Origin of the sequence: Pseudomonas sp. B21-056, assembly GCF_026016325.1 — a bacterium.
In the GTDB taxonomy this organism is placed as follows: Bacteria; Pseudomonadota; Gammaproteobacteria; order Pseudomonadales; family Pseudomonadaceae; genus Aquipseudomonas.
On record NZ_CP087203.1, the window covers coordinates 4,565,932 to 4,590,245 of the forward strand.

At 62.3% G+C, this 24,314-nt stretch carries 25 protein-coding genes; 2 read left to right on the forward strand and 23 right to left on the reverse strand.

What is annotated here, in order from left to right; genetic code table 11:
* Nucleotides 1-9: 9 nt before the first annotated feature.
* The 9 genes from mltG to LOY67_RS19705 form a co-directional block, all read right to left on the reverse strand.
* Nucleotides 10-1,170, reverse strand: coding sequence for an endolytic transglycosylase MltG (gene mltG, locus LOY67_RS19665; RefSeq protein WP_265064048.1), 1,161 nt, complete (start codon nt 1,168-1,170; stop codon nt 10-12).
* A gap of 3 nt (nt 1,171-1,173) precedes the next feature.
* Nucleotides 1,174-1,989, reverse strand: a complete 816-nt coding sequence (gene pabC, locus LOY67_RS19670; RefSeq protein ID WP_265064049.1) for an aminodeoxychorismate lyase — start codon at nt 1,987-1,989, stop codon at nt 1,174-1,176.
* Entirely contained in the window at nt 1,989-3,233 is a 1,245-nt protein-coding gene (fabF, locus tag LOY67_RS19675) for a beta-ketoacyl-ACP synthase II (RefSeq protein WP_265064050.1), read from the reverse strand. Before fabF ends, pabC begins: the two co-directional genes overlap by 1 nt.
* Nucleotides 3,234-3,342: 109 nt before the next feature.
* The gene (acpP, locus tag LOY67_RS19680; RefSeq protein WP_265064051.1) at nt 3,343-3,579 is read right to left on the reverse strand and encodes an acyl carrier protein; all 237 of its coding nucleotides are present in this window, start codon (nt 3,577-3,579) and stop codon (nt 3,343-3,345) included.
* Between the two features lie 192 nt (nt 3,580-3,771).
* Nucleotides 3,772-4,515, reverse strand: coding sequence for a 3-oxoacyl-ACP reductase FabG (gene fabG, locus LOY67_RS19685; RefSeq protein WP_265064052.1), 744 nt, complete (start codon nt 4,513-4,515; stop codon nt 3,772-3,774).
* A 15-nt stretch (nt 4,516-4,530) separates the two neighbouring features.
* On the reverse strand, nt 4,531-5,469 hold the full coding sequence (gene fabD / locus LOY67_RS19690; RefSeq protein ID WP_265064053.1) for an ACP S-malonyltransferase: 939 nt from the start codon (nt 5,467-5,469) through the stop codon (nt 4,531-4,533).
* Nucleotides 5,470-5,592: 123 nt separating this feature from the next.
* A complete protein-coding gene (gene plsX, locus LOY67_RS19695; protein WP_265064054.1) occupies nt 5,593-6,603 on the reverse strand; it encodes a phosphate acyltransferase PlsX in 1,011 nt (336 codons plus the stop codon).
* A 3-nt stretch (nt 6,604-6,606) separates the two neighbouring features.
* A complete protein-coding gene (gene rpmF / locus LOY67_RS19700; RefSeq protein WP_003179396.1) occupies nt 6,607-6,789 on the reverse strand; it encodes a 50S ribosomal protein L32 in 183 nt (60 codons plus the stop codon).
* Nucleotides 6,790-6,802: 13 nt separating this feature from the next.
* A complete protein-coding gene (locus tag LOY67_RS19705) occupies nt 6,803-7,330 on the reverse strand; it encodes a YceD family protein (protein ID WP_003204262.1) in 528 nt (175 codons plus the stop codon).
* 105 nt (nt 7,331-7,435) lie between these two features.
* Here LOY67_RS19705 and LOY67_RS19710 point away from each other — a divergent pair, with 105 nt between their 5' ends.
* Complete coding sequence (locus tag LOY67_RS19710; protein ID WP_265064055.1) at nt 7,436-8,014, forward strand: Maf family protein; 579 nt, start codon at nt 7,436-7,438, stop codon at nt 8,012-8,014.
* 149 nt (nt 8,015-8,163) lie between these two features.
* Here the strand turns inward: LOY67_RS19710 and LOY67_RS19715 are convergent, their stop codons facing one another.
* Genes LOY67_RS19715 through rluC form a run of 3 tightly spaced genes read right to left on the reverse strand, consistent with a single transcriptional unit; the run spans nt 8,164 to nt 10,782 of the window.
* Nucleotides 8,164-9,153 (reverse strand): S49 family peptidase, encoded by a 990-nt coding sequence (locus tag LOY67_RS19715; protein WP_265064056.1) that lies wholly within the window; start codon nt 9,151-9,153, stop codon nt 8,164-8,166.
* Nucleotides 9,154-9,173: 20 nt separating this feature from the next.
* Nucleotides 9,174-9,836: an HAD-IA family hydrolase gene (locus tag LOY67_RS19720; protein ID WP_265064057.1), complete on the reverse strand. Its 663-nt coding sequence runs from the start codon at nt 9,834-9,836 to the stop codon at nt 9,174-9,176.
* Complete coding sequence (gene rluC / locus LOY67_RS19725) at nt 9,826-10,782, reverse strand: 23S rRNA pseudouridine(955/2504/2580) synthase RluC (protein WP_265064058.1); 957 nt, start codon at nt 10,780-10,782, stop codon at nt 9,826-9,828. The genes LOY67_RS19720 and rluC overlap by 11 nt, the downstream gene beginning before the upstream one ends.
* A 696-nt stretch (nt 10,783-11,478) precedes the next feature.
* On the opposite strand from rluC, the gene rne reads away from it, so the two are divergent.
* Nucleotides 11,479-14,679 carry a ribonuclease E gene (gene rne / locus LOY67_RS19730; protein WP_265064059.1) on the forward strand — a complete coding sequence of 1,067 codons (3,201 nt, stop codon included), beginning with the start codon at nt 11,479-11,481 and terminating at the stop codon, nt 14,677-14,679.
* Between the two features lie 330 nt (nt 14,680-15,009).
* Here rne and LOY67_RS19735 read toward each other — a convergent pair whose 3' ends face one another.
* From LOY67_RS19735 to LOY67_RS19785, 11 genes are all read right to left on the reverse strand, one after another.
* Nucleotides 15,010-15,600 carry an NTP transferase domain-containing protein gene (locus LOY67_RS19735; RefSeq protein ID WP_265064060.1) on the reverse strand — a complete coding sequence of 197 codons (591 nt, stop codon included), beginning with the start codon at nt 15,598-15,600 and terminating at the stop codon, nt 15,010-15,012.
* A gap of 26 nt (nt 15,601-15,626) precedes the next feature.
* Entirely contained in the window at nt 15,627-16,598 is a 972-nt protein-coding gene (locus LOY67_RS19740) for an XdhC family protein (RefSeq protein ID WP_265064061.1), read from the reverse strand.
* A complete protein-coding gene (locus LOY67_RS19745) occupies nt 16,598-18,913 on the reverse strand; it encodes a xanthine dehydrogenase family protein molybdopterin-binding subunit (RefSeq protein ID WP_265064062.1) in 2,316 nt (771 codons plus the stop codon). Before LOY67_RS19745 ends, LOY67_RS19740 begins: the two co-directional genes overlap by 1 nt.
* Nucleotides 18,910-19,380 (reverse strand): (2Fe-2S)-binding protein, encoded by a 471-nt coding sequence (locus LOY67_RS19750; RefSeq protein WP_265064063.1) that lies wholly within the window; start codon nt 19,378-19,380, stop codon nt 18,910-18,912. The genes LOY67_RS19745 and LOY67_RS19750 overlap by 4 nt, the downstream gene beginning before the upstream one ends.
* Nucleotides 19,381-19,644: 264 nt before the next feature.
* Complete coding sequence (gene murB / locus LOY67_RS19755; RefSeq protein ID WP_265064064.1) at nt 19,645-20,664, reverse strand: UDP-N-acetylmuramate dehydrogenase; 1,020 nt, start codon at nt 20,662-20,664, stop codon at nt 19,645-19,647.
* Entirely contained in the window at nt 20,661-21,125 is a 465-nt protein-coding gene (locus LOY67_RS19760; RefSeq protein ID WP_265064065.1) for a low molecular weight protein-tyrosine-phosphatase, read from the reverse strand. Before LOY67_RS19760 ends, murB begins: the two co-directional genes overlap by 4 nt.
* Nucleotides 21,125-21,889, reverse strand: a complete 765-nt coding sequence (gene kdsB / locus LOY67_RS19765) for a 3-deoxy-manno-octulosonate cytidylyltransferase (protein WP_265064066.1) — start codon at nt 21,887-21,889, stop codon at nt 21,125-21,127. Before kdsB ends, LOY67_RS19760 begins: the two co-directional genes overlap by 1 nt.
* A complete protein-coding gene (locus LOY67_RS19770) occupies nt 21,886-22,071 on the reverse strand; it encodes a Trm112 family protein (RefSeq protein WP_003179363.1) in 186 nt (61 codons plus the stop codon). The genes kdsB and LOY67_RS19770 overlap by 4 nt, the downstream gene beginning before the upstream one ends.
* A gap of 23 nt (nt 22,072-22,094) precedes the next feature.
* Entirely contained in the window at nt 22,095-23,105 is a 1,011-nt protein-coding gene (gene lpxK / locus LOY67_RS19775) for a tetraacyldisaccharide 4'-kinase (RefSeq protein ID WP_265064067.1), read from the reverse strand.
* Entirely contained in the window at nt 23,105-23,533 is a 429-nt protein-coding gene (locus tag LOY67_RS19780; RefSeq protein ID WP_047699062.1) for an ExbD/TolR family protein, read from the reverse strand. The genes lpxK and LOY67_RS19780 overlap by 1 nt, the downstream gene beginning before the upstream one ends.
* On the reverse strand, nt 23,530-24,165 hold the full coding sequence (locus tag LOY67_RS19785) for a MotA/TolQ/ExbB proton channel family protein (protein WP_265067791.1): 636 nt from the start codon (nt 24,163-24,165) through the stop codon (nt 23,530-23,532). The genes LOY67_RS19780 and LOY67_RS19785 overlap by 4 nt, the downstream gene beginning before the upstream one ends.
* Between the last annotated feature and the right edge of the window lie 149 nt (nt 24,166-24,314).

Genomic DNA, 24,314 nt, shown 5'->3' on the forward strand with positions numbered 1-24,314 from the left:
TAGTCAGAGTCATTGCGGGCTCGGGGGCTCGTCAGCATTCGGTTCGGGAGCAGGCTTCTCGGGTTCCACCTGGGGCACGGCTTCGGGTGCCGTATCAGGCGAGGCAGCGGGAATCGGCGCCGAGTCGTCCAGCGTAGCCGGAGCGGGGCTGGAGCGATAGTCGGCGCGACGCTTGAGCTGGAACTCGCGCACCGCGTTGTTGTGTGCATCCAGGCTGTCGGAAAATACGTGGCTGCCATCCCCGCGCGCGACGAAGTAAAGGCTGTTGCCCGACGCCGGATTCAATGCGGCGTGAATCGCCTCACGCCCCACCATCGCAATCGGCGTCGGCGGCAACCCCGGAACCATGTAGGTGTTGTACGGGTTCTCTTCTTTCAGATGGGCACGGGTGAGTTTGCCGGTGTAGCGCTCGCCCAGGCCATAGATCACCGTGGGGTCGGTCTGCAGCAGCATGCCCATGCGCAGGCGACGCACGAACACACCGGCGATCTGGCTGCGCTCCTGCGGGACGCCGGTTTCCTTTTCCACCAGGGACGCCATGATCAACGCCTGGTAGGGCTGGGTGTAAGGTACATCGGCGGCGCGTTCGGCCCATTCCTTGGCCAGCACGTCTTCAAGCCGGCCATAGGCCTTGTTCAGCAGATCGACATCCGACGTCCCGCGCACGAAGCGATAGGTGTCCGGAAAAAACCGCCCTTCGGGGAACACTTCGGAATGGCCCAGCCGATCCATCACCTCGCTGTCGCTCAGGCCGGTGAGGGTCTGTTGGAGTTTTTCATCCTTGGCCAGTGCCGCACGGACCTGACGGAAATTCCAGCCCTCCACCAGCGTCACGCTGTACTGCACAACCTCGCCGCGCTTCCAGACACCGATCAGGTTTTCCATGGTCATGCCCGGCACCATCCGGTATTCACCGGAGTGCAGGGGTTGGCCCACGAGATTGAAGCGCCAGTACACCCTCAGCCAGAACGCGTCCCTGATCAGGCCGTCGGCCTCGAGACGATAGAGGGTTTTGGTCGGGGTGGTCCCGCTAGGGATCTCCAGCAGCTCTTCCTGGGTAATGTTCAGCGGCTGTTGCAACGCCGAATGAATCTTCCAGGCCGAAGCGCCCCACAGCAGCCCTGCCAGAACCAGGCCGGTTTCCAGCAACAGCAAGAATTTACGTCTCACGAATCAAACATCCAATAACGCGCGGGCAAGGGTCTGCAGTTTACGGGTGAGCGGCCCGGCCGACCAGCGCATCGAACCGCATGCGCGTACCGGCCACACGCCATACACGCTGTTGCAGACAAAGACCTCATCGGCCTGGCGCAACTGCTCAAGACTGATATCAGTCACTTGCGTGGCGATGCCTTGAGACTCGGCTTGAAACAATAATTCGGCGCGCATCACGCCAGCCACGCCGCACCGACTCAGGTCAGCCGTTATCAACACATCATCGCGCACGATAAAGAGGTTGCTGAAAACCCCTTCGACCACCCGCCCGGAAGTGTCCAGCATCAGGCCTTCGGCGTGCTCCGGATCGCGCCATTCGGCGCGAGCCATGACCTGTTCAAGACGATTGAGGTGTTTGAGGCCGGCAAGCAACGGCTGCTCGGACAAGCGGGTCGCACAAGGAAACAGGGACACGCCCTGCTCGGCATGGGCAGCAGGATAAGCAGCCGGCGGGTTTCCTTGCAGGATGCGCCGAACCGGGGCCGAGGGGACGGCGGCATAACCACGCAGACTGTCGCCCCGGGTGACGATCAGCTTCAGCACGCCTTCACCCAGGTGTTGCACATAGGCGCCTAGTTCAGCGCTCAATACGCCCTTGTCGAGATTGAGCGCCAACCGCTGGCAGCCCAGCTCGAGCCGCTGCAGATGACGCTCCAGCAGCACCGGCTTGCCTTTGCGCACGGCGATGGTTTCGAACAACCCATCGCCATAAGCCAGGCCACGATCCTTCAGCGACAGAGCATCCGCCGGCTGACCGTCGACCCAGCTCTCCATCAACCGGCGAACCGGCGGAACACCAGCGAACCGTTGGTGCCGCCGAAGCCGAAGGAGTTGGACAGCACCACATCGATGTCCATGCCGCGGGCGGTGTGCGGTACGAAGTCCAGGTCGCAACCTTCGTCCGGCTCGTCGAGGTTGATGGTCGGCGGCGCGACCTGACTGTTGATTGCCAGCACGCTGAAAATCGCTTCCACCGCGCCTGCGGCACCCAGCAGGTGACCGGTCATGGACTTGGTCGAGCTGACAGCCAGCTTGTAGGCATGCTCACCGAACACGGTCTTGATCGCCTGGGCTTCGGCGAGGTCGCCGGCCGGGGTCGACGTGCCATGGGCATTGATGTACTGCACCTGATCGCTGTTGACCTTCGCGTCACGCAAGGCATTGGCAATGCATCGGGCAGCGCCGGCGCCATCGGCCGGTGGCGAGGTCATGTGATACGCGTCACCGCTGGTACCAAAGCCGATCAGCTCGGCATAGATGGTCGCGCCACGGGCCTTGGCGTGCTCCAGCTCCTCGAGCACCAACGCACCGGCACCGTCGGACAATACGAAGCCATCGCGGCCCTTGTCCCAAGGCCGGCTGGCACGGGTCGGCTCGTCGTTGCGGGTCGACAGTGCACGGGAGGCACCGAAGCCGCCCATACCGAGACCACAAGCCGCCATCTCGGCGCCGCCGGCGATCATCACGTCGGCTTCGTCGTACATGATGTTGCGCGCGGCCATGCCGATGCAGTGGGTACCGGTGGTACATGCCGTGGCAATGGCGTAGTTGGGTCCCTGTGCACCCAGGTGGATGGACAGGAAACCGGAAATCATGTTGATGATCGAGCCCGGCACGAAGAACGGGGAGATCCGTCGCGGCCCCGAATCGTGCAGCGTGCGGCTGGTTTCTTCGATATTGGTCAAACCGCCAATACCCGAACCCATGGCCACGCCGATGCGTTCACGGTTGGCATCGGTGACTTCCAGGCCGGCATTGCGCACTGCCTGAAAACCGGCCGCCAGGCCGTACTGGATAAACAGGTCGAGCTTGCGAGCTTCCTTGACCGACAGGTATTCCTCGACATTGAAGCCCTTTACCGAGCCGCCAAAACGGGTGGAATAGGCAGAAAGGTCGGTGTGTTCGATCAGACCAATGCCACTGCGGCCAGCCAGAATGCCCTGCCAACTGCTCGGCACATCCGTGCCCAGTGGCGACAACATACCCATACCGGTGACTACGACGCGTCTACGCGACACAGCACTCTCCTTTTTTCTAATGACGACTTTTCATCAGGCCTAAAGAAAAAACCGCACGCCGTGATGGCAGTGCGGTTTTTCCATGACAGCGAGCGACGACTAAAAACGATTACGACGCGTGGGCGGTAACGTAGTCGATAGCCAGCTGAACAGTAGTGATTTTTTCAGCTTCTTCGTCAGGGATTTCGGTCTCGAATTCCTCTTCCAGAGCCATCACCAGCTCAACAGTGTCAAGGGAGTCGGCACCCAGGTCTTCAACGAAAGAAGCGCTGTTCTTGACTTCATCTTCCTTAACGCCCAGTTGCTCGGCAACGATTTTCTTGACGCGCGATTCGATGTCGCTCATACCTTTTCTAACTCCTAATGGATAAATTCAGTCGGCTGGCCGGGAGGGTAAGTGTATAGAAGAACTTTTCGATTTTTCAACCGAAAGCTTCACGCCTCCAACCCAGTGGCCCGCCGCCTATAAAATAAGCTGCAGCTTTATAACGGATTTTAGACAGCTGGTATGACATTTTTTTGAAGCAATCCGTCACATTTAACTCATGTACATCCCGCCGTTCACCGGGATTGTAGCCCCAGTCACGTATGCCGCAGCGTCGGATGCAAGAAAAGCGACCACGGACGCGATCTCTTCAGCCTGCCCCAGGCGCCCCAGCGGAATCTGTGTCAACAAACCTTCACGCTGTGCTTCCGGCAGTTCACGGGTCATGTCGGTGTCGATGAAACCCGGTGCTACCGAGTTTACCGTAATCGACCGCGAACCCACTTCACGCGCCAGCGCACGACTGAAACCTTCCAGGCCGGCCTTGGCCGCAGCATAGTTTACTTGGCCTGCGTTGCCCATGGCACCCACAACCGAGCCGATACTGATGATCCGGCCCCAACGGGCCTTGGTCATGCCACGCAAAACGCCCTTGGACAGCCGGTACAGACTGTTCAGGTTGGTATCGACCACGTCGAACCATTCGTCATCTTTCATGCGCATCATGAGGTTATCACGGGTGATACCGGCATTATTGACCAGGATAGCCGGGACACCGAACTGTTCCTGGATGCTGGCCAATACCGCCGCAACGGATTCGTCGCTGGTGACGTTCAGCTCAAGGCCAGTGCCTTGGATACCGTTTTCCTTCAGGGTCGCGGCGATACGCTCGGCGCCCGAAGCGGAAGTCGCGGTGCCGACAACGATGGCGCCTTGGCGACCCAGTTCCAGGGCGATGGCCTGGCCGATGCCGCGGCTTGCACCGGTCACCAGTGCAACTTTACCTTGCAGACTCATGCAAGCTTCTCCTGTTCAGGCCTGCGCTGCACGAGCGGCAGCGAAAGCGTCTGGGGTGTTGAGGTTGGAAGTCGACACGCCTTCGGCGCAGCGTTTGTTCAGCCCGGCCAGCACTTTGCCAGGGCCGCACTCGACCAGATCGGTCGCGCCCTTGGCCGCCAGGGTCTGCACCGACTCGACCCAGCGAACCGGCTTGTAGAGTTGTTCCAGCAGGTCACGCTTGAGGGTCTCGAGGTCTGGAGCCACCTCAGCGCTGACGTTCTGCACCACGGGAATCTGCGGCGCCTGCCAATCGATGGCGGCGATGGATTCGGCGAAGCGCTCGGCGGCGGGACGCATCAACTCACAGTGCGACGGCACACTGACCGGCAGCGGCATCGCGCGCTTGGCACCACGGGCCTTGCAGCCTTCGATGGCACGCTCGACCGCAGCCTTGGCGCCGGCGATCACCACCTGGCCCGGGGAGTTAAAGTTCACCGCGCTGACCACATCACCCTGCGCCGCTTCGGCACAGGCTGCCAGCACATCGGCATCTTCCAGGCCGAGAATCGCGGCCATGCCGCCCTGCCCGGCCGGAACGGCCTCCTGCATCAACTGGCCACGACGCTCCACCAGTTTCACCGCGTCACCCAGGCTCAGGCTGCCCGCAGCCACCAGGGCGCTGTATTCACCCAGGCTATGGCCGGCAACGTAGGCCGGGCGCGCACCGCCTTCAGCCAGCCACAGGCGCCAGAGCGCGACCGAGGCGGTCAGGATGGCCGGTTGGGTTTTATCGGTTTGATTGAGTTGCTCTTCTGGCCCTTGCTGGGTCAGTGCCCACAAGTCATAGCCGAGTGCATCGGACGCTTCTTTGAATGTTTCGAGGATCAGCGGGTATTGCGCGCCCAGCTCGGCCAGCATGCCGAGGGACTGCGAGCCCTGTCCTGGAAAGACGAATGCGAGGGAAGCAGACATGAAAACAAAGCCCCTAATGATCTTGTCGTCAAAAATTGACGCCCCGTGGGGCGCTAGGAAACTGACAGTTGGATGGCCGGTTGAACCGACCGGTCACATTTAAGCATTGTCGGACGAAAACGCCTAAGTTAACAAATCTTCGAGGCGACCATGCAGGCGCTCGGGCAGGTTTGCCTGGATTTCGATCACGGCCCGGTTGATAGCGCTCTGGAAGCCTTGCACGCCCGCCGAACCATGACTCTTGATCACGATGCCCTGCAGCCCGAGAAAACTTGCCCCGTTATGCCGCGCCGGCGCGAGGTCCGCCTGCAGGCGACGCATCAAGGGTAAAGCCAGCGCCCCCACCACCCGCGAGGCCAGGCCCTGGCGGAACAGGGTCTCGATCCGCTCGCCAATCATGGTTGCCAGGCCTTCGCTGGACTTGAGCAGGATATTGCCGACGAAGCCGTCACACACCACCACGTCCGCCTCGCCCCGGTACAGACCGTCGCCCTCGACGAAGCCGATGTAGTTGATTCCCCGTGCGCCCTGCAACAGCGTCGCGGCCAGCTTGACCTGCTGGTTACCCTTGATGTCTTCGGTTCCGATATTCAGCAGCGCCACACGAGGTCGGGCAATACCCAGGGTTTCGGCCGCCACCGAGCCCATCACCGCAAATTGCAGCAAGTGCTCGGCGCTGCAATCGACATTGGCACCCAGGTCAAGCAACTGGCAAAAGCCCTTCCGCGTCGGGATTGCCGCCACCATCGCCGGTCGGTCGATGCCCGGCAGGGTCTTGAGCACGTAGCGCGACAGGGCCATCAGCGCCCCCGTATTCCCGGCACTGACACAGGCCTGGACCTTGCCGTCGCGCAGCAGCTCAAGGGCCACCCGCATCGACGCATCAGGCTTGCTACGCAGGGCCTGGGCCGGTTTTTCGTCCATGGTGATGACTTCGGACGCCGGGGTAATCGTCAGGCGCGCGCGATCCGCAGCCGCCTGGCCACTGAGCATTTCTTCAAGGAGGGAGGGTTGACCAACGAGGGTCAGGTGCAGCGAGGGCGTTGCATTCAGGCAAGCGAGACTGGCCTGAACAATGCTGCGGGGACCGAAGTCCCCGCCCATTGCGTCAATTGCGATGACTTGAGCGGACAAGGATTACTCGTCAGCGCCCTTGTCGATCACTTTACGACCACGGTATACGCCTTCTGGCGATACGTGGTGACGCAGGTGAACTTCACCAGTGGTTTTTTCTACAGACAGGGTGCTAGCCTCGAGAGCGTCGTGCGAACGGCGCATGTCACGGGCAGAGCGGGATTTTTTGTTCTGCTGAACAGCCATAATTGATTAACTCCTAAACGTTTGGGTCACGCTTTAACTGCGCCAATACACTGAACGGGTTGGACCGCGTTACCTCGTCCTCGCTCGGTTCGGGTTCATCTGCTCCCGCCGGCTGCTGGCATTCTTCCGGATGATGAGCAGGCACAATGGGCAAGGCGAGCAGAAGCTCCTCCTCGATCAGTGACTGCAGATCCAATGGATCTTCGCCCAGTTCCAGCACGTCATAACCTTTCGGCAACGACTGGGTATTCGCACCCTCCTTCACCACGGCGTAACTGCATTCGCTGTGGATCGGCAGGGTGACCAGCTCAAGACAACGCTGGCAAACCATTTTGACTTCAGTGTCGATAAAGCTGTGGATCACCACAGATTTACGTTCATCTCGTTCAAAAACGAATTTGGCCTGGACCGTACCGACATCATCGGAAAGCGGGTCGCAGAGTCTCTTCAAATCGGCCAGCAGCAGTTCACCTTGGAGGGTGGTGCCACGATCAGCCAATTTGCGCGGGTCAACGTGAGGTGGAATCGGGTCATTCAACATAGGCGCAGCATTATAGGGATGCACCCGCCCATGTCAAAGGAAATTCAGCCCTGTCCGTCACTTGCGCGCCTCGCTAGAATTCGCCCCTGACTTTTGGAGATGCCCATGCTGCCCTTGTTACTTGCCTCCAGCTCGGTCTACCGCCGGGAATTGCTCGCCCGCCTGGGGCTACCATTCGTCTGTCGCTCGCCGGATATCGACGAAAGTCACCGCCCCGGCGAGCCCGCCCGGGAACTGGTAAAACGCCTGGCCCGGGAAAAAGCCCTGGCACTGGCCGACAGCCACCCGGCACACCTGATCATCGGCTCGGACCAGGTCGCGGTGCTGGGTGAGCGCATCCTGGGCAAACCCCACACCTTCGAAAATGCCCGCGAACAACTCATGGCCGCCAGCGGCGCCAAGGTTACGTTCCTGACTGGCCTGGCCCTGCTCAACAGCCAGACCGGCGCCTGCCAGGTCGACTGTGTGCCTTTTACCGTCAACATGCGCACATTCGACCCGGAGCGGGTCGAGCGCTACCTGCGGATCGAACAGCCTTATGACTGCGCCGGCAGTTTCAAGGCCGAGGGCCTGGGGGTGAGCCTGTTCCAGAGCACCGAAGGCCCGGACGCCACCAGCCTGGTCGGCCTACCGTTAATTCGCCTTGTGGATATGTTGCTGGTGGAAGGGGTGCAAATCCCCTGACCCCCCCCCCCCCCTGTAGGAGCTGTCGAGCACAGCGAGGCTGCGATCTTTCCCCAGACACTTGAGCCCCAAGCGAAAGATCAAAAGATCAAAAGATCAAAAGATCGCAGCCTCGCTGCGCTCGACAGCTCCTACACACACAAGGGCTATCAGCGCAACGCTGGGCCCTGGAAGCCCATCCACATCGCCAGGCGTTCGGCGATGCTTGCACCAAGCTTCTTCGAGAAGCGATCCAGCGGCGACTCTTCGATGGTGAAGTCCACCAGTTCCTTCTCGCCAATCACATCCCGCGCCACGGAGCTGGTACTGCCCAGCCCGTCGATCAGCCCCAGCGACAATGCCTGCTCGCCGGACCAGACCAGCCCGGAAAACAGCTCCGGATGCTCCTTGTCCTTCAGCCGCTCACCCCGCCCTTTCTTGACGCTGGCAATGAACTGCTTATGGGTGGTGTCGAGCACCCCTTGCCAGAAGACCGTTTCTTCAGGTTTTTGCGGCTGGAACGGATCCAGGAAAGCCTTATGGTCGCCGGCGGTGTACACCCGGCGCTCCACGCCAAGCTTCGCCAGGGTATCGACGAAACCGTAACCCGCCGCAGTCACGCCGATGGATCCCACCAGGCTGGCCTTGTCGGCATAGATCTGGTCCGCCGCGCTGGCAATGTAGTAAGCACCGGAAGCGCCGAGGTCGGAAATCACCGCGTAGAGCTTGATATCCGGGTGCGCCGCACGCAGGCGGACGATTTCGTCATAGACGTAGCCTGCCTGCACCGGACTGCCACCCGGACTGTTGATGCGCAGAACAACGCCCTTGACTTTCGAATCCTCGAACGCCGCCCGCAGGCTGCCGATGATATTGTCGGCGCTGGCGGCCTCCTTGTCGGCGATCATGCCTTCGACATCGATCACCGCCGTATAGGCCGAACCACTTCCAGGACTCTTCTTCATATCGATCGCCTGGATGATCACCCCCAGCCCGACGAAAAGATAAATAAAGACCAGGCACTTGAAGAAGATGCCCCAGCGACGAGCACGACGCTGCTCCTCCACGCTGGCCATCAGGGTTTTTTCCAGCAGTTTCCAGCTCTTGTCGTCACCGTTGTCAGCGCTTGCCTTGGCCGGTGCCTTCCATTCATCGGTCATACTTGCATCCTTCAACAAATTTAATCGGTGTGCTGGCTCAGCCAGGCATGTAACTCAGGAAAATGGTCAATCGCCAGTCGCGGTTCAAATGCCCGTAGCGCCTCGATCGTCTGCGCGCCGTAGCTGACGGCCACCGAGCCCATGCCGGCGTTGCGGGCCATCTGCAGATCGAACGACGAATCCCCCACCATCAGTGCCTGCTCCGGGCGCGCCTCGCAATGCGCCAGGATCTGCTCGAGCATCAGCGGATGCGGCTTGCTGGCAGTTTCATCGGCGGCACGGGTGATATCGAAATAATCATCCCAGCCATGTGCCTTCAGCACCCGGTCCAGCCCGCGACGAGCCTTGCCGGTGGCGACGGCCAGGTGATAGCCCTCTGCCCGCAACGCCTCGAGGGTCTCGGCCACGCCCTCGAACAAGGGCGACGGTTCAGCCTCCAGGGCAATGTAGTGGTCGGCGTAATGCTGGCGGAAAACCACCAGCGCCTCGTCATCGATGTCCGGATACAGGCTGCGAATCGCTTCCGGCAGTCCGAGACCGATGATGCCTTTTACCGCAAAGTCATCGCGCCTGGCAAAACCCGTACGGTCGGACGCAACATGCATCGACTCCACGATCCGACCGATTGAATTGGCCAGGGTGCCGTCCCAATCGAAGATCAGGAGCTTGTAGTCAGGATGCACTCAATCGCTCCACAGTCTTGGCCCACATGGCGTCCACGGGTGCCTGCAACTTCAGTTCCCCGCCATCGGGCAGCGGCACGGTGAGCATATAGGCATGGAGAAACAGGCGTTTTCCGCCCAGATCGCGGATCTCCCGACTGAAATCGTCGTCCCCGTATTTGGGGTCACCGGCGATGCAATGTCCGGCATGCAAGGTATGCACACGAATCTGGTGGGTGCGACCGGTCACCGGCTTGGCCTCGACCATGGTCGCGAAATCGCCGAAACGCCGCAGCACCTTGAACACGGTGAGGGCATCCTTGCCTTCGTCGTTGACCTCGACCATGCGCTCACCGGACCGCAGGTTGCTCTTGAGCAAGGGCGCGCGGACCTGCTTGATGGACGTCGCCCAATGACCACGTACCAGCGCCATGTAGCGCTTGTCGATGCCGTCACCGCGCAATTGCTCGTGCAAGTGGCGCAACATGCTGCGCTTCTTGGCGATCATCAGCAGCCCGGAAGTGTCGCGGTCCAGGCGATGAACCAGCTCCAGCTCCTTGGCGTCGGGACGCAACTGACGAAAGGCTTCGATCACGCCGAAATCCAGGCCGCTGCCACCGTGAACCGCAATGCCTGCGGGCTTGTTGATCACGATCAGCGCTTTGTCTTCGTAGATGATCGAGTCTTCCAGGCGCTGCAGCAGCCCCTGGGCAACCGGCACCGGCTCATCGCGCTCGGGCACGCGAACCGGCGGCACGCGCACGATATCGCCGGCCTGGAGCTTGTACTCCGGCTTGATCCGGCCTTTGTTCACCCGCACCTCGCCCTTGCGCAAAATGCGATAAATCAAGGTCTTGGGCACGCCCTTGAGCCGGGCGAGGAGGAAGTTATCGATTCGTTGGCCGGCATATTCCGGCGAGACCTCGAGCAGTTGAACGCTCGGAGTCGAAGGGGCAGTAGTCGTCATGCCGGCGATCATAACAATTTTTTATGGAATTGAAGCACTTAATCATTGCTGCTATAGTCGCGAACGCCGCCAAAAGTGGCTGGACAGCGGACTAACGGTCAAAAACCGGCCCTGACCAACGCAATTCACGAGGACGAGAGGCCGTCCTACGGGGCTTTTGCCACGATTCGGTAGAGTTTGCAGGTGTAACGAGCGCAGGTGACATGAGGCCTGAAATACGCCGCAAAGCAGAGTGTTCACTCGCCTTGCGCGCCACATTCACGGCCAGTTCACAAAGTGCAGTCAGTTGCGAACGACCCCGGGCGAAAGCTTCGGAAACAACGCCTAATTAGCCATGATGCGTGACCTCCCCTTCCGGAGCTCACGGTAAATGCCAACCCGCTGCGGATTCTGCGCGCGGCAGCACCCGAATTATCAGGGATACGTGTAGGGTGGAGATGTACAACCGTCGGACTGTGTAGCACTAGGCTTGTTTCAGACGCTTCATCTCGTCCACAGACGCCGGTTGATTCCTCCTCCTGACTGAGTGCTTGAGTACCAGCAAGCAGGACGCGTCCGTCGCGACTTCGCCATCATTGGGTCGAACTCGCTGGACACTGGAGTGGTCAGCCACTTCCATGACGCACCTGACACCGACCGTGAGAAGTCGTGTGTGCCGAACGCCGTTTCCGGCAGCCCGGAAACCGACGGTACTACATGAAAAGAATGCTGATTAACGCAACTCAACCCGAAGAGTTGCGTGTTGCACTGGTAGACGGCCAGCGCCTCTACGACCTGGATATCGAATCCGGTGCACGCGAGCAGAAGAAGGCCAACATCTATAAAGGCCGGATTACTCGCATCGAACCAAGCCTTGAGGCTGCCTTTGTCGATTTCGGCTCCGAGCGCCACGGCTTCCTGCCCCTCAAGGAAATCTCCCGCGAATACTTCAAGAAAGCCCCTGAAGGCCGCGTCAACATCAAGGACGTCCTGAGCGAAGGCCAGGAAGTCATTGTCCAGGTCGAGAAAGAAGAACGTGGCAACAAGGGCGCCGCCCTGACCACCTTCATCAGCCTGGCCGGCCGTTACCTGGTCCTGATGCCGAACAACCCGCGTGCTGGCGGCATCTCCCGTCGCATTGAAGGCGAAGAGCGCAACGAACTGCGTGAAGCCCTCAACGGCCTGGTTGCCCCGGCCGACATGGGCCTGATCGTGCGCACCGCCGGCCTTGGCCGCAGCAGCGAAGAAATGCAGTGGGACCTCGACTACCTGCTGCAGCTGTGGACCGCCATCAAGGAAGCCTCGCTGGATCGTTCCGCGCCGTTCCTGATCTACCAGGAAAGCAACGTCATCATCCGTGCGATCCGCGATTACCTGCGCCAGGACATCGGCGAAGTCCTGATCGACAGCGTTGAAGCCCAGGACGAAGCCCTGACCTTCATCCGCCAGGTGATGCCGCAGTACGCCAGCAAGATCAAGCTCTACGAAGACAGCGTCCCGCTGTTCAACCGTTTCCAGATCGAAAGCCAGATCGAGACCGCTTTCCAGCGCGTCGTCGAACTGCCGTCCGGCGGCTCCATCGTCATCGATCCGACCGAAGCCCTGGTGTCCATCGACATCAACTCGGCGCGCGCCACCAAAGGCAGCGACATCGAAGAAACCGCCCTGCAGACCAACCTTGAAGCGGCCGAGGAAATCGCCCGTCAGTTGCGCCTGCGCGACATCGGCGGCCTGATCGTCATCGACTTCATCGACATGACCCCGGCCAAGAACCAGCGCGCCGTGGAAGAAAAGGTCCGTGAGTGCCTGGAAGCCGACCGCGCCCGTGTACAGGTCGGTCGCATCTCGCGCTTCGGCCTGCTGGAAATGTCCCGTCAGCGCCTGCGTCCGTCCCTGGGCGAAAGCAGCGGCATCGTCTGCCCTCGCTGCAACGGCACCGGCATCATCCGTGACGTCGAGTCGCTGTCCCTGGCGATCCTGCGCCTGATCGAAGAAGAAGCCCTGAAAGACCGCACCGCCGAAGTCCGCGCCCAGGTGCCGATCCCGGTGGCGGCGTTCCTGCTCAACGAAAAACGCAACTCGATCACCAAGATCGAACTGCGCACCCGCGCCCGTATCGTCATCCTGCCGAACGATCACCTCGAGACGCCGCATTTCGAAGTCCAGCGCCTGCGTGACGACAGCCCGGAAGCCCACAACAACCAGTCCAGCTACGAGATCGCCGCTGCCGCTGCCGAAGTGGAAGAAGTCCAGCCGGCTGCCGCCACCCGCACCCTGGTTCGCCAGGAAGCCGCCGTGAAGACAGCCCCCGCCCGTGCGAATGCTCCGGTTCCGACCGAAGTCGTCGCCCCGGTACCGGCTCCGGTTGCCGCGCCTGAGCCAAGCCTGTTCAAGGGCCTGGTGAAATCCCTGGTCAGCCTGTTCGCGACCAAGGAAGAGCCTGCCGCACCGGCCGTGGTTGCCAAGCCTGCCGCTACCGAGCGTCCTGCCCGCAACGAAGAACGCCGTAACGGTCGCCAGCAGACCCGCAACCGCAACGGTCGTCGTGACGAAGAGCGCAAGCCACGCGAAGAACGTGCACCGCGTGAAGAGCGCGCACCACGTGAGCCTCGTGAAGAGCGCCAGCCTCGCGAAGTCCGTGAGGAAGTGCCGGCCGTAGCCCGCGAAGAGCGCGCACCACGTCCGCCACGTGAGGAGCGTCAACCGCGTGCCCCACGTGAAGAGCGCAAGCCCCGTGGCGAGCGTGAAGAACGTGTTCGCGAACTGCGCGAGCCCCTGGATGCCGCTCCGACCGTTGCCGCCACCGCTGAAGAGCGTCCGGCCCGCCAGCCTCGCGAAGAGCGCGCACCGCGTCCTCCACGTGAAGAGCGTCAACCACGCGCCGAGCAGGCTGCAGCCGTTGCCAGCGAAGAAGAAGTGCTGAACGCCGAAGAGCAACTGCAGGAAGACGGCCAAGACAATGCCGAAGGTGATCGTCCACGCCGCCGCTCCCGTGGTCAGCGTCGTCGCAGCAACCGTCGTGAGCGTCAGCGTGATGCCAACGGTAACGTGATCGAAGGTTCGGAAGAGTCCGAGTCCACCGAGGAGGCGCCAAGCACTGCAGACCTGGCCGCCGGCCTGGCCGTGACTGCGGCCGTTGCCAGCAGCACCATCAGTGCCCCAGCCGAAGCCCAGGCCAACGAACAGGCCGAACGCGCCACCGCTGCGGTGGAAGATGCGCCGGTTGAAGCGCCGGTGGTCGAAGCCACTACTGCGGTGGAAGTCACTGCTTCGCCAGAAGTGGAAGTTGCGCCGGTTCGTGAAGCCCAGCCTGAAGCCGAAGCTGTCGTCGAGCCTGCACCGGCCGTCGAACAGCCAGTGGTGGCCGCAGAGCCTGTGGTTGAAACTGCCGTTACAACAGACGCCGAGGAAAAAGCACCGGCGCCTGTACGTGAAGAGCAGACAGCGTTCAACTGGAACCCGGAACCTGCCGCACCGGCTCCGGTTGTCGAGCCAGAGCCGACGCCAGAGCCCGTCAAGGCAGCCGAGCCTGCAGTGGTCGAGCCAGCGCCAGTGGTCGAAGCCCCCGTGGTTGCCGAAGCACCGACTCCAGCCGAGGAGCCTGCACCCGCCAGCGCCTTGACAGCCAACGGCCGTGCTCCAAACGATCCACGTGAAGTGCGCCGTCGCAAGCGCGAAGCCGAGCGCCTGCAGAAGGAAGCCGAAGAGGCAGCCGCCCAGGCACCCGCTGCCGAGCCGACCCCGGTGGTAGAAGTGGTCGAGGCAAGCCCTGCCCCGGTTGCTGAAACCACAGCCGAAGCAGCCCCGGTTGAATCGGCGCCAGTGGCCGACGAAGCTCAGCCTGCCGCTGAAGCCGAAGAAGTCACACCGCACCGCGCCCCAATGGAAAAAGAGCACGAGCCCAAACCTCACGCCTGATTCCATCGCCCCATAAAAAGCCCCGCCTGGTCATGCCAGGCGGGGCTTTTTATTTTGGGTCGAATGTCGGACCGCTATCGCGAGCAGGCTCGCTCCCACAAGGGATCTGCGGCGGTCAGAAAATCCCCATTCACCCTGGAACACTGTGGGAGCGAGCCTGCTCGCGATAGCGGTGGGTCAGCTTGCCACGATGTTGAATGTGTCACCGCCATCGCGAGCAGGCTCGCTCCCACAGGGGATCTGCGGCGATCACAAAATCCCCATTCACCCTGGAACACTGTGGGAGCGAGCCCGCTCGCGATGGCGGTGGCTCAGTCGACATCAATGCTGTTACTGGAAACTCAGAGCCTCAGGCACATCCACATCCCAAACCACCCCGGGATCGTCCACGGCAATCTCCACCACCCGCCCCCCGCTAAACAACACCTTGGCGCCGCGATCACCGGTCAATGCCATCAGTTTCGGGCCAAATCCGCGGCCAAACCCCACGGGATGCCCATACTCACCCCCAAGCACCGGTACGCAGATACCATCCTCGCGAATCCCCGCGACCACCCGCTCGATGCTCGATGGCAGGATGAATGGCATGTCCGCCAACACAATCAACCAGCCATCAAGGTCCGGGCAGGCCTGGACGCCGGCGGCAATGCTGTCGCCCAGACCGGGAGAGTCCAACTCTACGAAATCGCATCCATACGCCTGGGCCATGCGAATCGCCTGTGGGCGCCCCTCGCGGGTCACCAGCACGCGTTTGTCCAGGGAGGCTGGCAGACTCACCAGCACCTGCTCGATCACCGAGCGAACGGCACCGTCGCGCCCCGTGCAGTCAGCCAGCAACTTATCCTTGTCGGGACCGGCAACCTGGCGAAAACGGCTGCCCAGTCCGGCCGCGACAATGATCACGCCAATGGATCCGCTCATACACCCTCCTTGCCCCACCCAGCGGCTTACAGCGGCCTCTTCTGCCGCAGCTCGACGCCATTCTTGATCGCCACGATTTCGGCCAACAGCGACAAGGCGATTTCCGCCGGGGTGTGACTGCCAATGTGCAGGCCGATCGGACCATGCAGCCGATCGATGACCTGTGCTGACAAGCCTAGCTGAAGCAGATTATCCCGGCGTTTCTGGCTGTTGACCCGCGACCCCAGCGCCCCGACATAAAAGGCCGGGGAGTCCAGGGCAGTCAGCAACGCCATGTCGTCCAGACGCGGATCATGGGTCAAGGCAACGATAGCCGTGCGCTCGTCGGTCTGGATGTTCAACACCGCTTCGTCGGGCATCCCGGAGACGAAGCGGCCATGCTGCTCTTCCCAACCGTAGGCGAATTCCTTGCGCGGATCGCAGATCAGCACTTCGAAGTCCAGCAACCGGGCCATTTCCGCGACATAGCGCGACAGTTGCCCGGCGCCAATCAACAGCAGGCGCCAACGCGGCCCGTAGATGGCGCGCAGGGTCTGGCCGTCGAAAACCAGCACATCGCTCTTGCTCGCGGGCGTCAACGCCACGCGGCCAGTGGCGAGGCTCAGCTCACGGGCGACAATCTGGTGGGCTTCGCAACGCTCCAGCAGTTCGGCGACCCATTGCGGGTCACCGACCCGCTCTTCAGTCAGGCGCAGGGTACCGCCGCACGGCAAGCCGAAGCGCGCCGCCTCCTCGCGGGTGACGCCGTAGGTGATCATCTGCACCGGCGGACCGTCCGCCGGAATGCGGCCGTCATGCAGCCGGGCGATCAGGTCATCCTCGACACAACCACCCGACACCGAGCCGATCACCACGCCGTCTTCGCGCAAGGCGAGCATCGCCCCCGGAGGCCTCGGCGCGGTGCCCCACGTCTGCACCACCGTGAACAACACCACGCGCTGCCCGGCGCGGCGCCATTGGAGCACGCTGCGCAGGACATTCAGGTCAACGCTGTCCATCAGGCCTTGGCCTGCTGCCAGCCTTGCAGCTGATAGCGTACCGGCAGGTTACGGATGCGCTGGCCGGTGGCCGCGAAGATCGCATTGCACAGCGCCGGCGCAATCGGCGGCACGCCCGGCTCACCGACACCGCCCAACGGCACCTCGCCCGGTGGCGTGACCAGGTGCACCGTCACTTCCTTGGGTGCCAGGGACATGCGCGCCACTTCGTACATGTGGAAGTTGTCCTGCTGGACCTTGCCATCCTTGAAGCTGATCTCCCCCACCATCGCATTCCCCAGGCCCATGACGCAGGCGCCTTCGAACTGGGAGCGGATGCGTTCGGGGTTGATCTGCGGGCCGCAGTCGACGGCGATGTTCGCCTTGTGCACGATCACCGTGCCGTCCTCCTTGACCTCCACCTCGATGGCCGCCGCCACGTAGGTGACGAAGCTGTAATGCACCGCCAGCCCGAGGCCACGGCCCTTGGGCAGTTTCTGCCCCCAGTCGGCCGCCTTGGCAGCGGTTTCCAGCACGGTGCGGATCCGCGCCGTGTCGATGGGGTAGCGCTCGGGAGATTCGCCGTAGTTCCAGTCCTCGTTCAAAGTACGCGGATCGATCTTGCGATCCGGCCCGAGCAGCTTGAGGTGGTACTTCAGCGGATCCTGACCGGCCTTGTGGGCCAGTTCGTCGATAAAACTCTGGATGGCAAAACCGTGGGGAATGTTCGACACCGAGCGGTACCAGCCCACCCGGGTGTGCGCCACCGCTTCGGGATTTTCCAGGCGCAGATTGGGGATGGCGTAGGCCATGTTGGTCACGCCCATGCCCACTTCGAACGGCGCTTCATGAACCATATTCGGCGCAAACAGCGCGGTGATGCTCGGGGCTACGGTGCGATGCAGCCAGCCGGACGGCATCCCGTCCCGGTTCAGGCCAGCCTTGAGGTATTCGGCCGATACGGTGTGGAAATACGAGTGATGAATGTCATCCTCGCGGGTCCATTGCACCCGGATCGCCTGGCCCGGAAATTCCTTGGCCAGCACCGCCGCCTCGACGACGAAGTCGGGCTTGGACTTGCGACCGAAACCGCCGCCCAGTAGCGTGATATTGATCGTGACCTTGTCGAAAGGAATACCCAATCGTTCGGCGACGCGCTCGCGGGTCACCTGGGGGGCCTGGCTCGGTGCCCAGGCTTCGCACTGACCGTCCTTGAAGCGGGCAACGGCAACCATCGGTTCCATCGGCGACTGGGACAGGTGCGGCAGGTAATACGAAGCTTCCAGGGTCGAATCGGCCTTCGCCAGCGCAGCATCGATGTCGCCGGTGTTGCGCAGGACTTTACCGGGCTTGAGGGCTGCGGCCTCGAGGTCCTTGCGATAGGCGATCGAGTCATAACCGGCATTCGGGCCATCATCCCATTCGATCTTCAGGGCCTCGCGGCCCTTGATCGCGGCCCAGGTGTTCTTCGCCACCACCGCCACGCCGCCCAGGGGCTGGAATTCCGAGGGCAGCGGACGTCCTTCGATCTGCAGCACCTTGACCACGCCCGGCACTTTCAGCGCCGCGCTGTCGTCCACGCTCCTGACCTTGCCGCCATAGACCGGCGGACGCGCCACGACGGCGTAAAGCATGCCGTCGAAATGCACATCGGCGCCGAACACGGCGCGGCCGTTGACGACGTCCGCGCCGTCGATGGCCCGGCTCGCTTCCTTGCCGATGTAGCGAAATTCAGCGGGTTGCTTGAGGCGCAGGCCGTCACGGGCCGGCACCGGCAAGGCGCTGGCTGCAGTGGCCAATGCGCCATAGCCGAGTTTGCGACCGGAAGGCTGGTGCACCACGTTGTGCAATTGGGCATGGCATTCGCCCACCGGAACGTTCCATTGGGCAGCAGCGGCCTGTTCCAGCATGGTCCGGGCGGCGGCACCGCAACGGCGCATCGGCTCGTACCAGTGACGCATGCTGCGCGAACCGTCGGTGTCCTGGTTGCCGAAACGCGCTTCATCGGCCGGTGCCTGCTGCACTTTAACCAAAGCCCAGTCAGCCTCCAGTTCATCGGCCACCACCATGCTCAGGCTGGTGCGCACGCCCTGGCCCATCTCCGAACGGTTGCAGATCACCGTCACGCTGCCATCGGCGGCAATGCTCACGTAGACCTTCGGGTCGTCGACCGCGCCATGGGGCATGCCCTCGGCACCGAATTTCTTTTCCTCGGCAAAAGCCTCCGGCAGGCCCCAACTGGCGGCCAGCACCAGCACACCGGTGGCGCTCGCGCCTTTGAGGAAGCCACGCCGGCTGAGATTGCTCAGCACGAAATCATTGGGCAAACGGCTCATGCCTTGGCCTCCTTCAGGTGGCTGGAAGCCTGGCGGATCGCAGTCTTGATCCGGTTATACGTGCCACAGCGGCAGATATTGCCGACCATGGCTTCCTCGATCTGCTCATCGCTCGGGTTGGGATTGCTCTTGAGCAGCGCGGTCGCGGACATGATCTGCCCGCCCTGGCAGTAACCACACTGGGCCACGGCGGTATCGAGCCAGGCCTTTTGCACGACCTGGCCAACCGGGTCGGCGTGAAGCGCGTCGATGGTGCTGACGTTCTGCCCCTGCACCGAACCGATCGGCGTGATGCAACTGCGCGCCGGCGCGCCGTCGATGTGGATGGTGCACGCGCCGCACAGGCCCATGCCGCAGCCGAATTTGGTGCCGTTGTACCCAGCGACATCGCGGATAGCCCACAGCAGCGGCATGTCCTCGGTCACATCCAGTTGATGGTCTTGTCCATTGAGTTTCAGGGTAATCATGGGCACGCCCGCATAGTTATCGAGTTATGGGGTCGAGCAATCTGCCGCTTGGAGAACGGTTCGGTGTCGCAGACTGGCTCAGGCTGATGGGGCTCTCTTAGGCAGACACGCAGGTGTCTGCATCGGGCCTTGCGCGATGCGATGGTCGCATCGTCAGCAGATTAAATTAACCCAGGTTCAAGCAAAACGCCCTGCACAATCCTGCACAAATGATGCTTGTGCAGGGTTGTGCAGGGCGTCTTCAGGTCGTTGCGAACCCTTGATTCAGTAGCGATTGGGCTCCATTTCCAGGTCAACCTGGAAACGTTCGGCAACATCTTTTTGGATGCGCTGGGCCAGGTCCAGCAGTTGCAGGCCAGTGGCATCGCCATAGTTGACCAGCACCAGCGCCTGCAGCTTATGCACCCCGGCATCGCCTTCACGAAAACCCTTCCAGCCGGCACGCTCGATCAGCCAGCCCGCGGCGATTTTCATCTGGCCCTCGGGCTGTGGATAAGCCACCAGGTCGGGGTATTGCACCTTGAGTTGCGTAACATGCGTGGCCGGCACCAGCGGATTCTTGAAGAAACTGCCGGCATTGCCCAGCACGGCCGGGTCCGGCAGTTTTTCGCTGCGTATGCTGCAAATGGCCCGGCTGACATCGATGGGCGTCGGCTGGTCGATGCCCTGCTCGGTCAACCGCTGGCGGACCGGGCCATATTCCAGGTGCAGGTGGGCGGCGCGGCTGAGGACGAAGCGCACCCGCAGGATCAACCAGCGACCCGGCTGCTGCTTGAACAGGCTGTCGCGGTAGGCAAAACGGCATTGCTCGAGGGTGAAATCCCGCAGCTCGCCGGTGTGGCGATCCAGGGCGGTGAGACCGGCGAAGACATCCTTTATCTCCACCCCGTAGGCGCCGATGTTTTGCATCGGTGCGGCGCCCACCGTACCGGGGATCAGGCTGAGGTTTTCCAGCCCCGACCAGCCTTGCGCCAACGTGTGTTGGACGAAAGGATGCCAGGGTTCCCCGGCCTCGGCCTCGATCACCACCCGCTCACCCTCGTCGCTCAGCAAGCGGATCCCACGGCTGGCCATGCGCAGCACCAGCGCATCGATGTCGCCGGTCAACAGCAGGTTGCTGCCGCCGCCGATCACCAGCAGCGGCACCTCATGCCCGGCGGCATAAGCCAATGCCTCGCGAACATCCCCGTCGCCGTGGGCCTCGGCGAACAGCCGGGCCTTGACGTCCACGCCGAAACTGTTGAAAGGCTTGAGGCTGACGCCAACCTGTACCTGCAAGCTCATAACCGTCCCTTCAATTCGATCACCAGGCGATCCGTGGCGCGTTCGATCAGGTCCAGAACCTGCTCGAAACCCTGCTCGCCGTCGTAGTACGGGTCCGGCACGTCATCGATCTCGGCCTCGTAGCGGCGCAGGAACAGGTCCAGTTCAGCTCGGCCATTGGCCGGTTGCAGGGCCTTGAGATTGCGCAGGTTGCTGCTGTCCATCGCCAGGATCAGGTCATAGGTGGCGAAGTCGGCGCGGCTGACTTGCCGGGCACGCTGGGCCGACAAATCGTAGCCGCGCCGCAGGGCCGCGGCTTGGCTGCGCTTGTCCGGCGCCTTGCCCACATGCCAGTCACCGGTACCGGCGGAGGCGACTTCCACCTGCCCGAGCAGCCCGGCCTCGCGCAGCTTGTGGCGCAGGATGCCTTCGGCGGTGGGCGAGCGGCAGATGTTGCCGAGGCAGACGAACAGAACCCGCATCAGGCCTCCAGCAGGCGACGGACGCGCTCAAGGTCTTCGACCGTGTCGACGCCGGTTGGCGGAGCGATCAGCGCATCGGCCACATGGATCCGCACACCGTGCCAGAGCGCCCGTAGCTGCTCCAGGGCTTCGGTGTTTTCCAGCCAGCACGGGCCCCAGGCGACGAAGTCCTGGAGAAAGCCGGCGCGGTAGGCATAGATGCCGATGTGGCGGCGGTACGGCACGCCTGCGGGCATCACGTCACGGTTCTGAGCGAATGCATCCCGGGCCCAGGGCAATGTAGCGCGACTGAAGGTCAGCGCCAGGCCGTTGAGGTCGCTGACTACCTTGACCACGTTCGGGTTGAACAAGGTTTGCACGTCCTCGATCGGCTCGGCCAGCGTGGCCATGCGCGCTTCGGGGTGGGCCGCCAAGTTGGCCGCGACCTGATCGATCACGCTGGGCGGAATCATCGGTTCGTCGCCCTGCACGTTGACCACGATGGCATCGGGCTCCAGCCCCAGTTTCGCGGCGACTTCCGCCAGGCGATCGGTGCCGGAATTGTGATCCTCGCGGGTCATCACCACTTCGGCGCCAAAGCCCTTGCAGGCCTCGACGATACGCAGGTCGTCGGTCGCCACCACCACACGCTGGGCGTTGCTCTTGCAGGCCTGTTCCCACACGTGCTGGATCATCGGCTTGCCGGCGATCGACAACAACGGCTTGCCGGGCAAGCGCGTCGAAGCGAAGCGCGACGGAATCACAACGGTGAAGGCAACGCTCATTTATCCAGGCGCTCATCGGTGGTCAGGGTACGGGCTTCGCTTTCGAGCATCACCGGGATGCCATCGCGGATCGGGTACGCCAGGCCGGCGCCCTTGCTGATCAGCTCGGTCTTGTCGGCGCTGAGCTTGAGCGGGCCTTTGCAGACCGGGCAGGCCAGGATGTCGAGCAGTTTGGTGTCCATGGAGTTTCCCCTGGATAAGGTTCTTAAGGTAATAGCCGATCCGGCAACAGGCGCATCAACTGCGTATCGAACCAGGCCTCGAAGGCCGGTGAAGGCGCGGCGTCCACCGCCAGGTACCACCAGTCGGGCGTGGCGAAGGCACGGCATTTGACCGCGTCCTTTTCCGTCATGACCACCGGCAACGGCGGTGTGAAATCCAACGCCTCGACGCTGTATTCGGCATGGTCGGCAAACCCGTGCGGTATAGGCCGCCAGTGTAGCGTTTCGAGGGTCTTGAAGAAACGTTGTGGATTACCGATACCGGCCACGGCGTGCAAGGCCTGGCCGGGCGGAAAATGCTCGAGTGGGCGCCGTTCACCGCTGGCCAGATTCACCAGGACGGAGGGCCGCAGCTCGAAGGCGAAGCCGTCTTCACGGTCGGCGCTGGCGCCGTTGTACAGCACCGCATCCACCGATTGCAGGCGCTCGACCGGTTCGCGCAACGGACCGGCAGGCAGGCAACGTCGATTGCCCAAGCCACGGGCGTTGTCGATCAGCACCAGTTCCAGGTCGCGAGCCAGACGGTAATGCTGCATGCCATCATCGGACAGGATCAGGTCCAGCGGTTCCGATGCCAGCAGCGCCTGGACCGCGCGGCTGCGGTCCGGGTCGATCATCAGCGGCACGCCGGTGCGCTGCACGATCAGCAACGGCTCGTCGCCGGCGATCCCGGCCCCGTGCTCGGCCTCGACTCGCCAAGGCAATTGCGGCGGCTTGGCGCCATACCCCCGACTGACCACGCCAACCCGCAGGCCAGAGCGCTGGCAATGCTGGATCATCCACAGGATCATCGGCGTCTTGCCGGTACCGCCCACGGTGATGTTGCCCACCACCACCAGTGGCACAGGCGGCTGATAGATATCGCCCTCGCCCGCCAGGAAACGCTCGCGCTTGCCGACCACCACGCGCCGGTACAGCCACTCCAGTGGTCGCAACAGCGCCAGGGCCGGGTGACCGTCATACCACGCGGCGAGCAATCGATCGGACATGGCCATCAGGGTGCGGGTGCCGCCTCGACCGTGGTCATGCGCAGATGGCTGAAGCCGAGCTTGCCGGCCGCGTCCATGGCAGTGATGACCGATTGATGGGGAGTCTTGCCATCGGCACTGATGGACAGCGGCAGGTTGGTGTCGCCGCCGGACTCTTTCTGCAACGCCTCGATCAGGGTCGCCAGGTCGCTCTTGGGCAATAACTGGTTGTTCACCGAAATCGACCCTTCCGCATTGATGGTGATCTCCAGGCTCTTCAACTGCTGGTCCTCGGCCGGCGAACCGCTGACGGCTTGCGGCAGTTCCACCTTGAGCTGGGTTTCCCGGGTGAAGGTGGTGGTCACGACAAAAAACAGCAGCAGGATGAACACCACGTCGATCAGCGATGCGAGGTTGATCTCGATGTTTTCCCGTGGTTTGCGGCGGAACTTCACTTCTTGCTCCCGGCCAGGTCCACGTCACGATCGCCCTGCACCACCTCGACCAGCTTGATGGCTTCCTGCTCCATGCCCACCACCAGTTCATCGATGCGGCGCTGCAGGAACCGGTGGAAGAATACCGACGGAATACCGACCATCAGGCCGGCCGCGGTGGTGATCAAGGCTTTGGAGATACCACCGGCCAGCACCGAGGCATTGGTGGTCATGCCGGACCCGGTAAAGGCGCTGAAAATGTCGATCATGCCCAACACCGTGCCCAGCAGGCCCAGCAACGGGGCCATGGCGGCGATGGTACCGAGGGCATTGATGTAGCGCTCCAGCTCATGGATGACCCGGGCCGCGGCCTCTTCGATGCACTCTTTCATGATCTCGCGACCATGCTTGGAGTTCGCCAGGCCGGCCGCCAGAATCTCGCCCAACGGCGAACTGGCCCGCAGCTCCTTGAGCTTGTCCTTGTTCAGTTGCTTGTCCTTGATCCAGACCCAGACCTGCCCGAGCAAATGCTCCGGCGTCACACGGCTGGCCCGCAGGGTCCACAGGCGTTCGGCAGCGATACCCAGTGCCACGATGGAACTCAGAATGATCGGCAACATCATCCAGCCGCCGGATTTGACCAATTCCCACACAGTGACTGCCCCCTCGAAAAAGTGCGCCACTTTATCATAGAGACTCGCCATGGAGGCTCGTCCCGCCGACTAACGTAGGAGCCTGCGATCTTTTGATCTTGATCTGCTGGTGTTCGCCCGGGATTCAATTGTCTGGGGCACGATCGCAG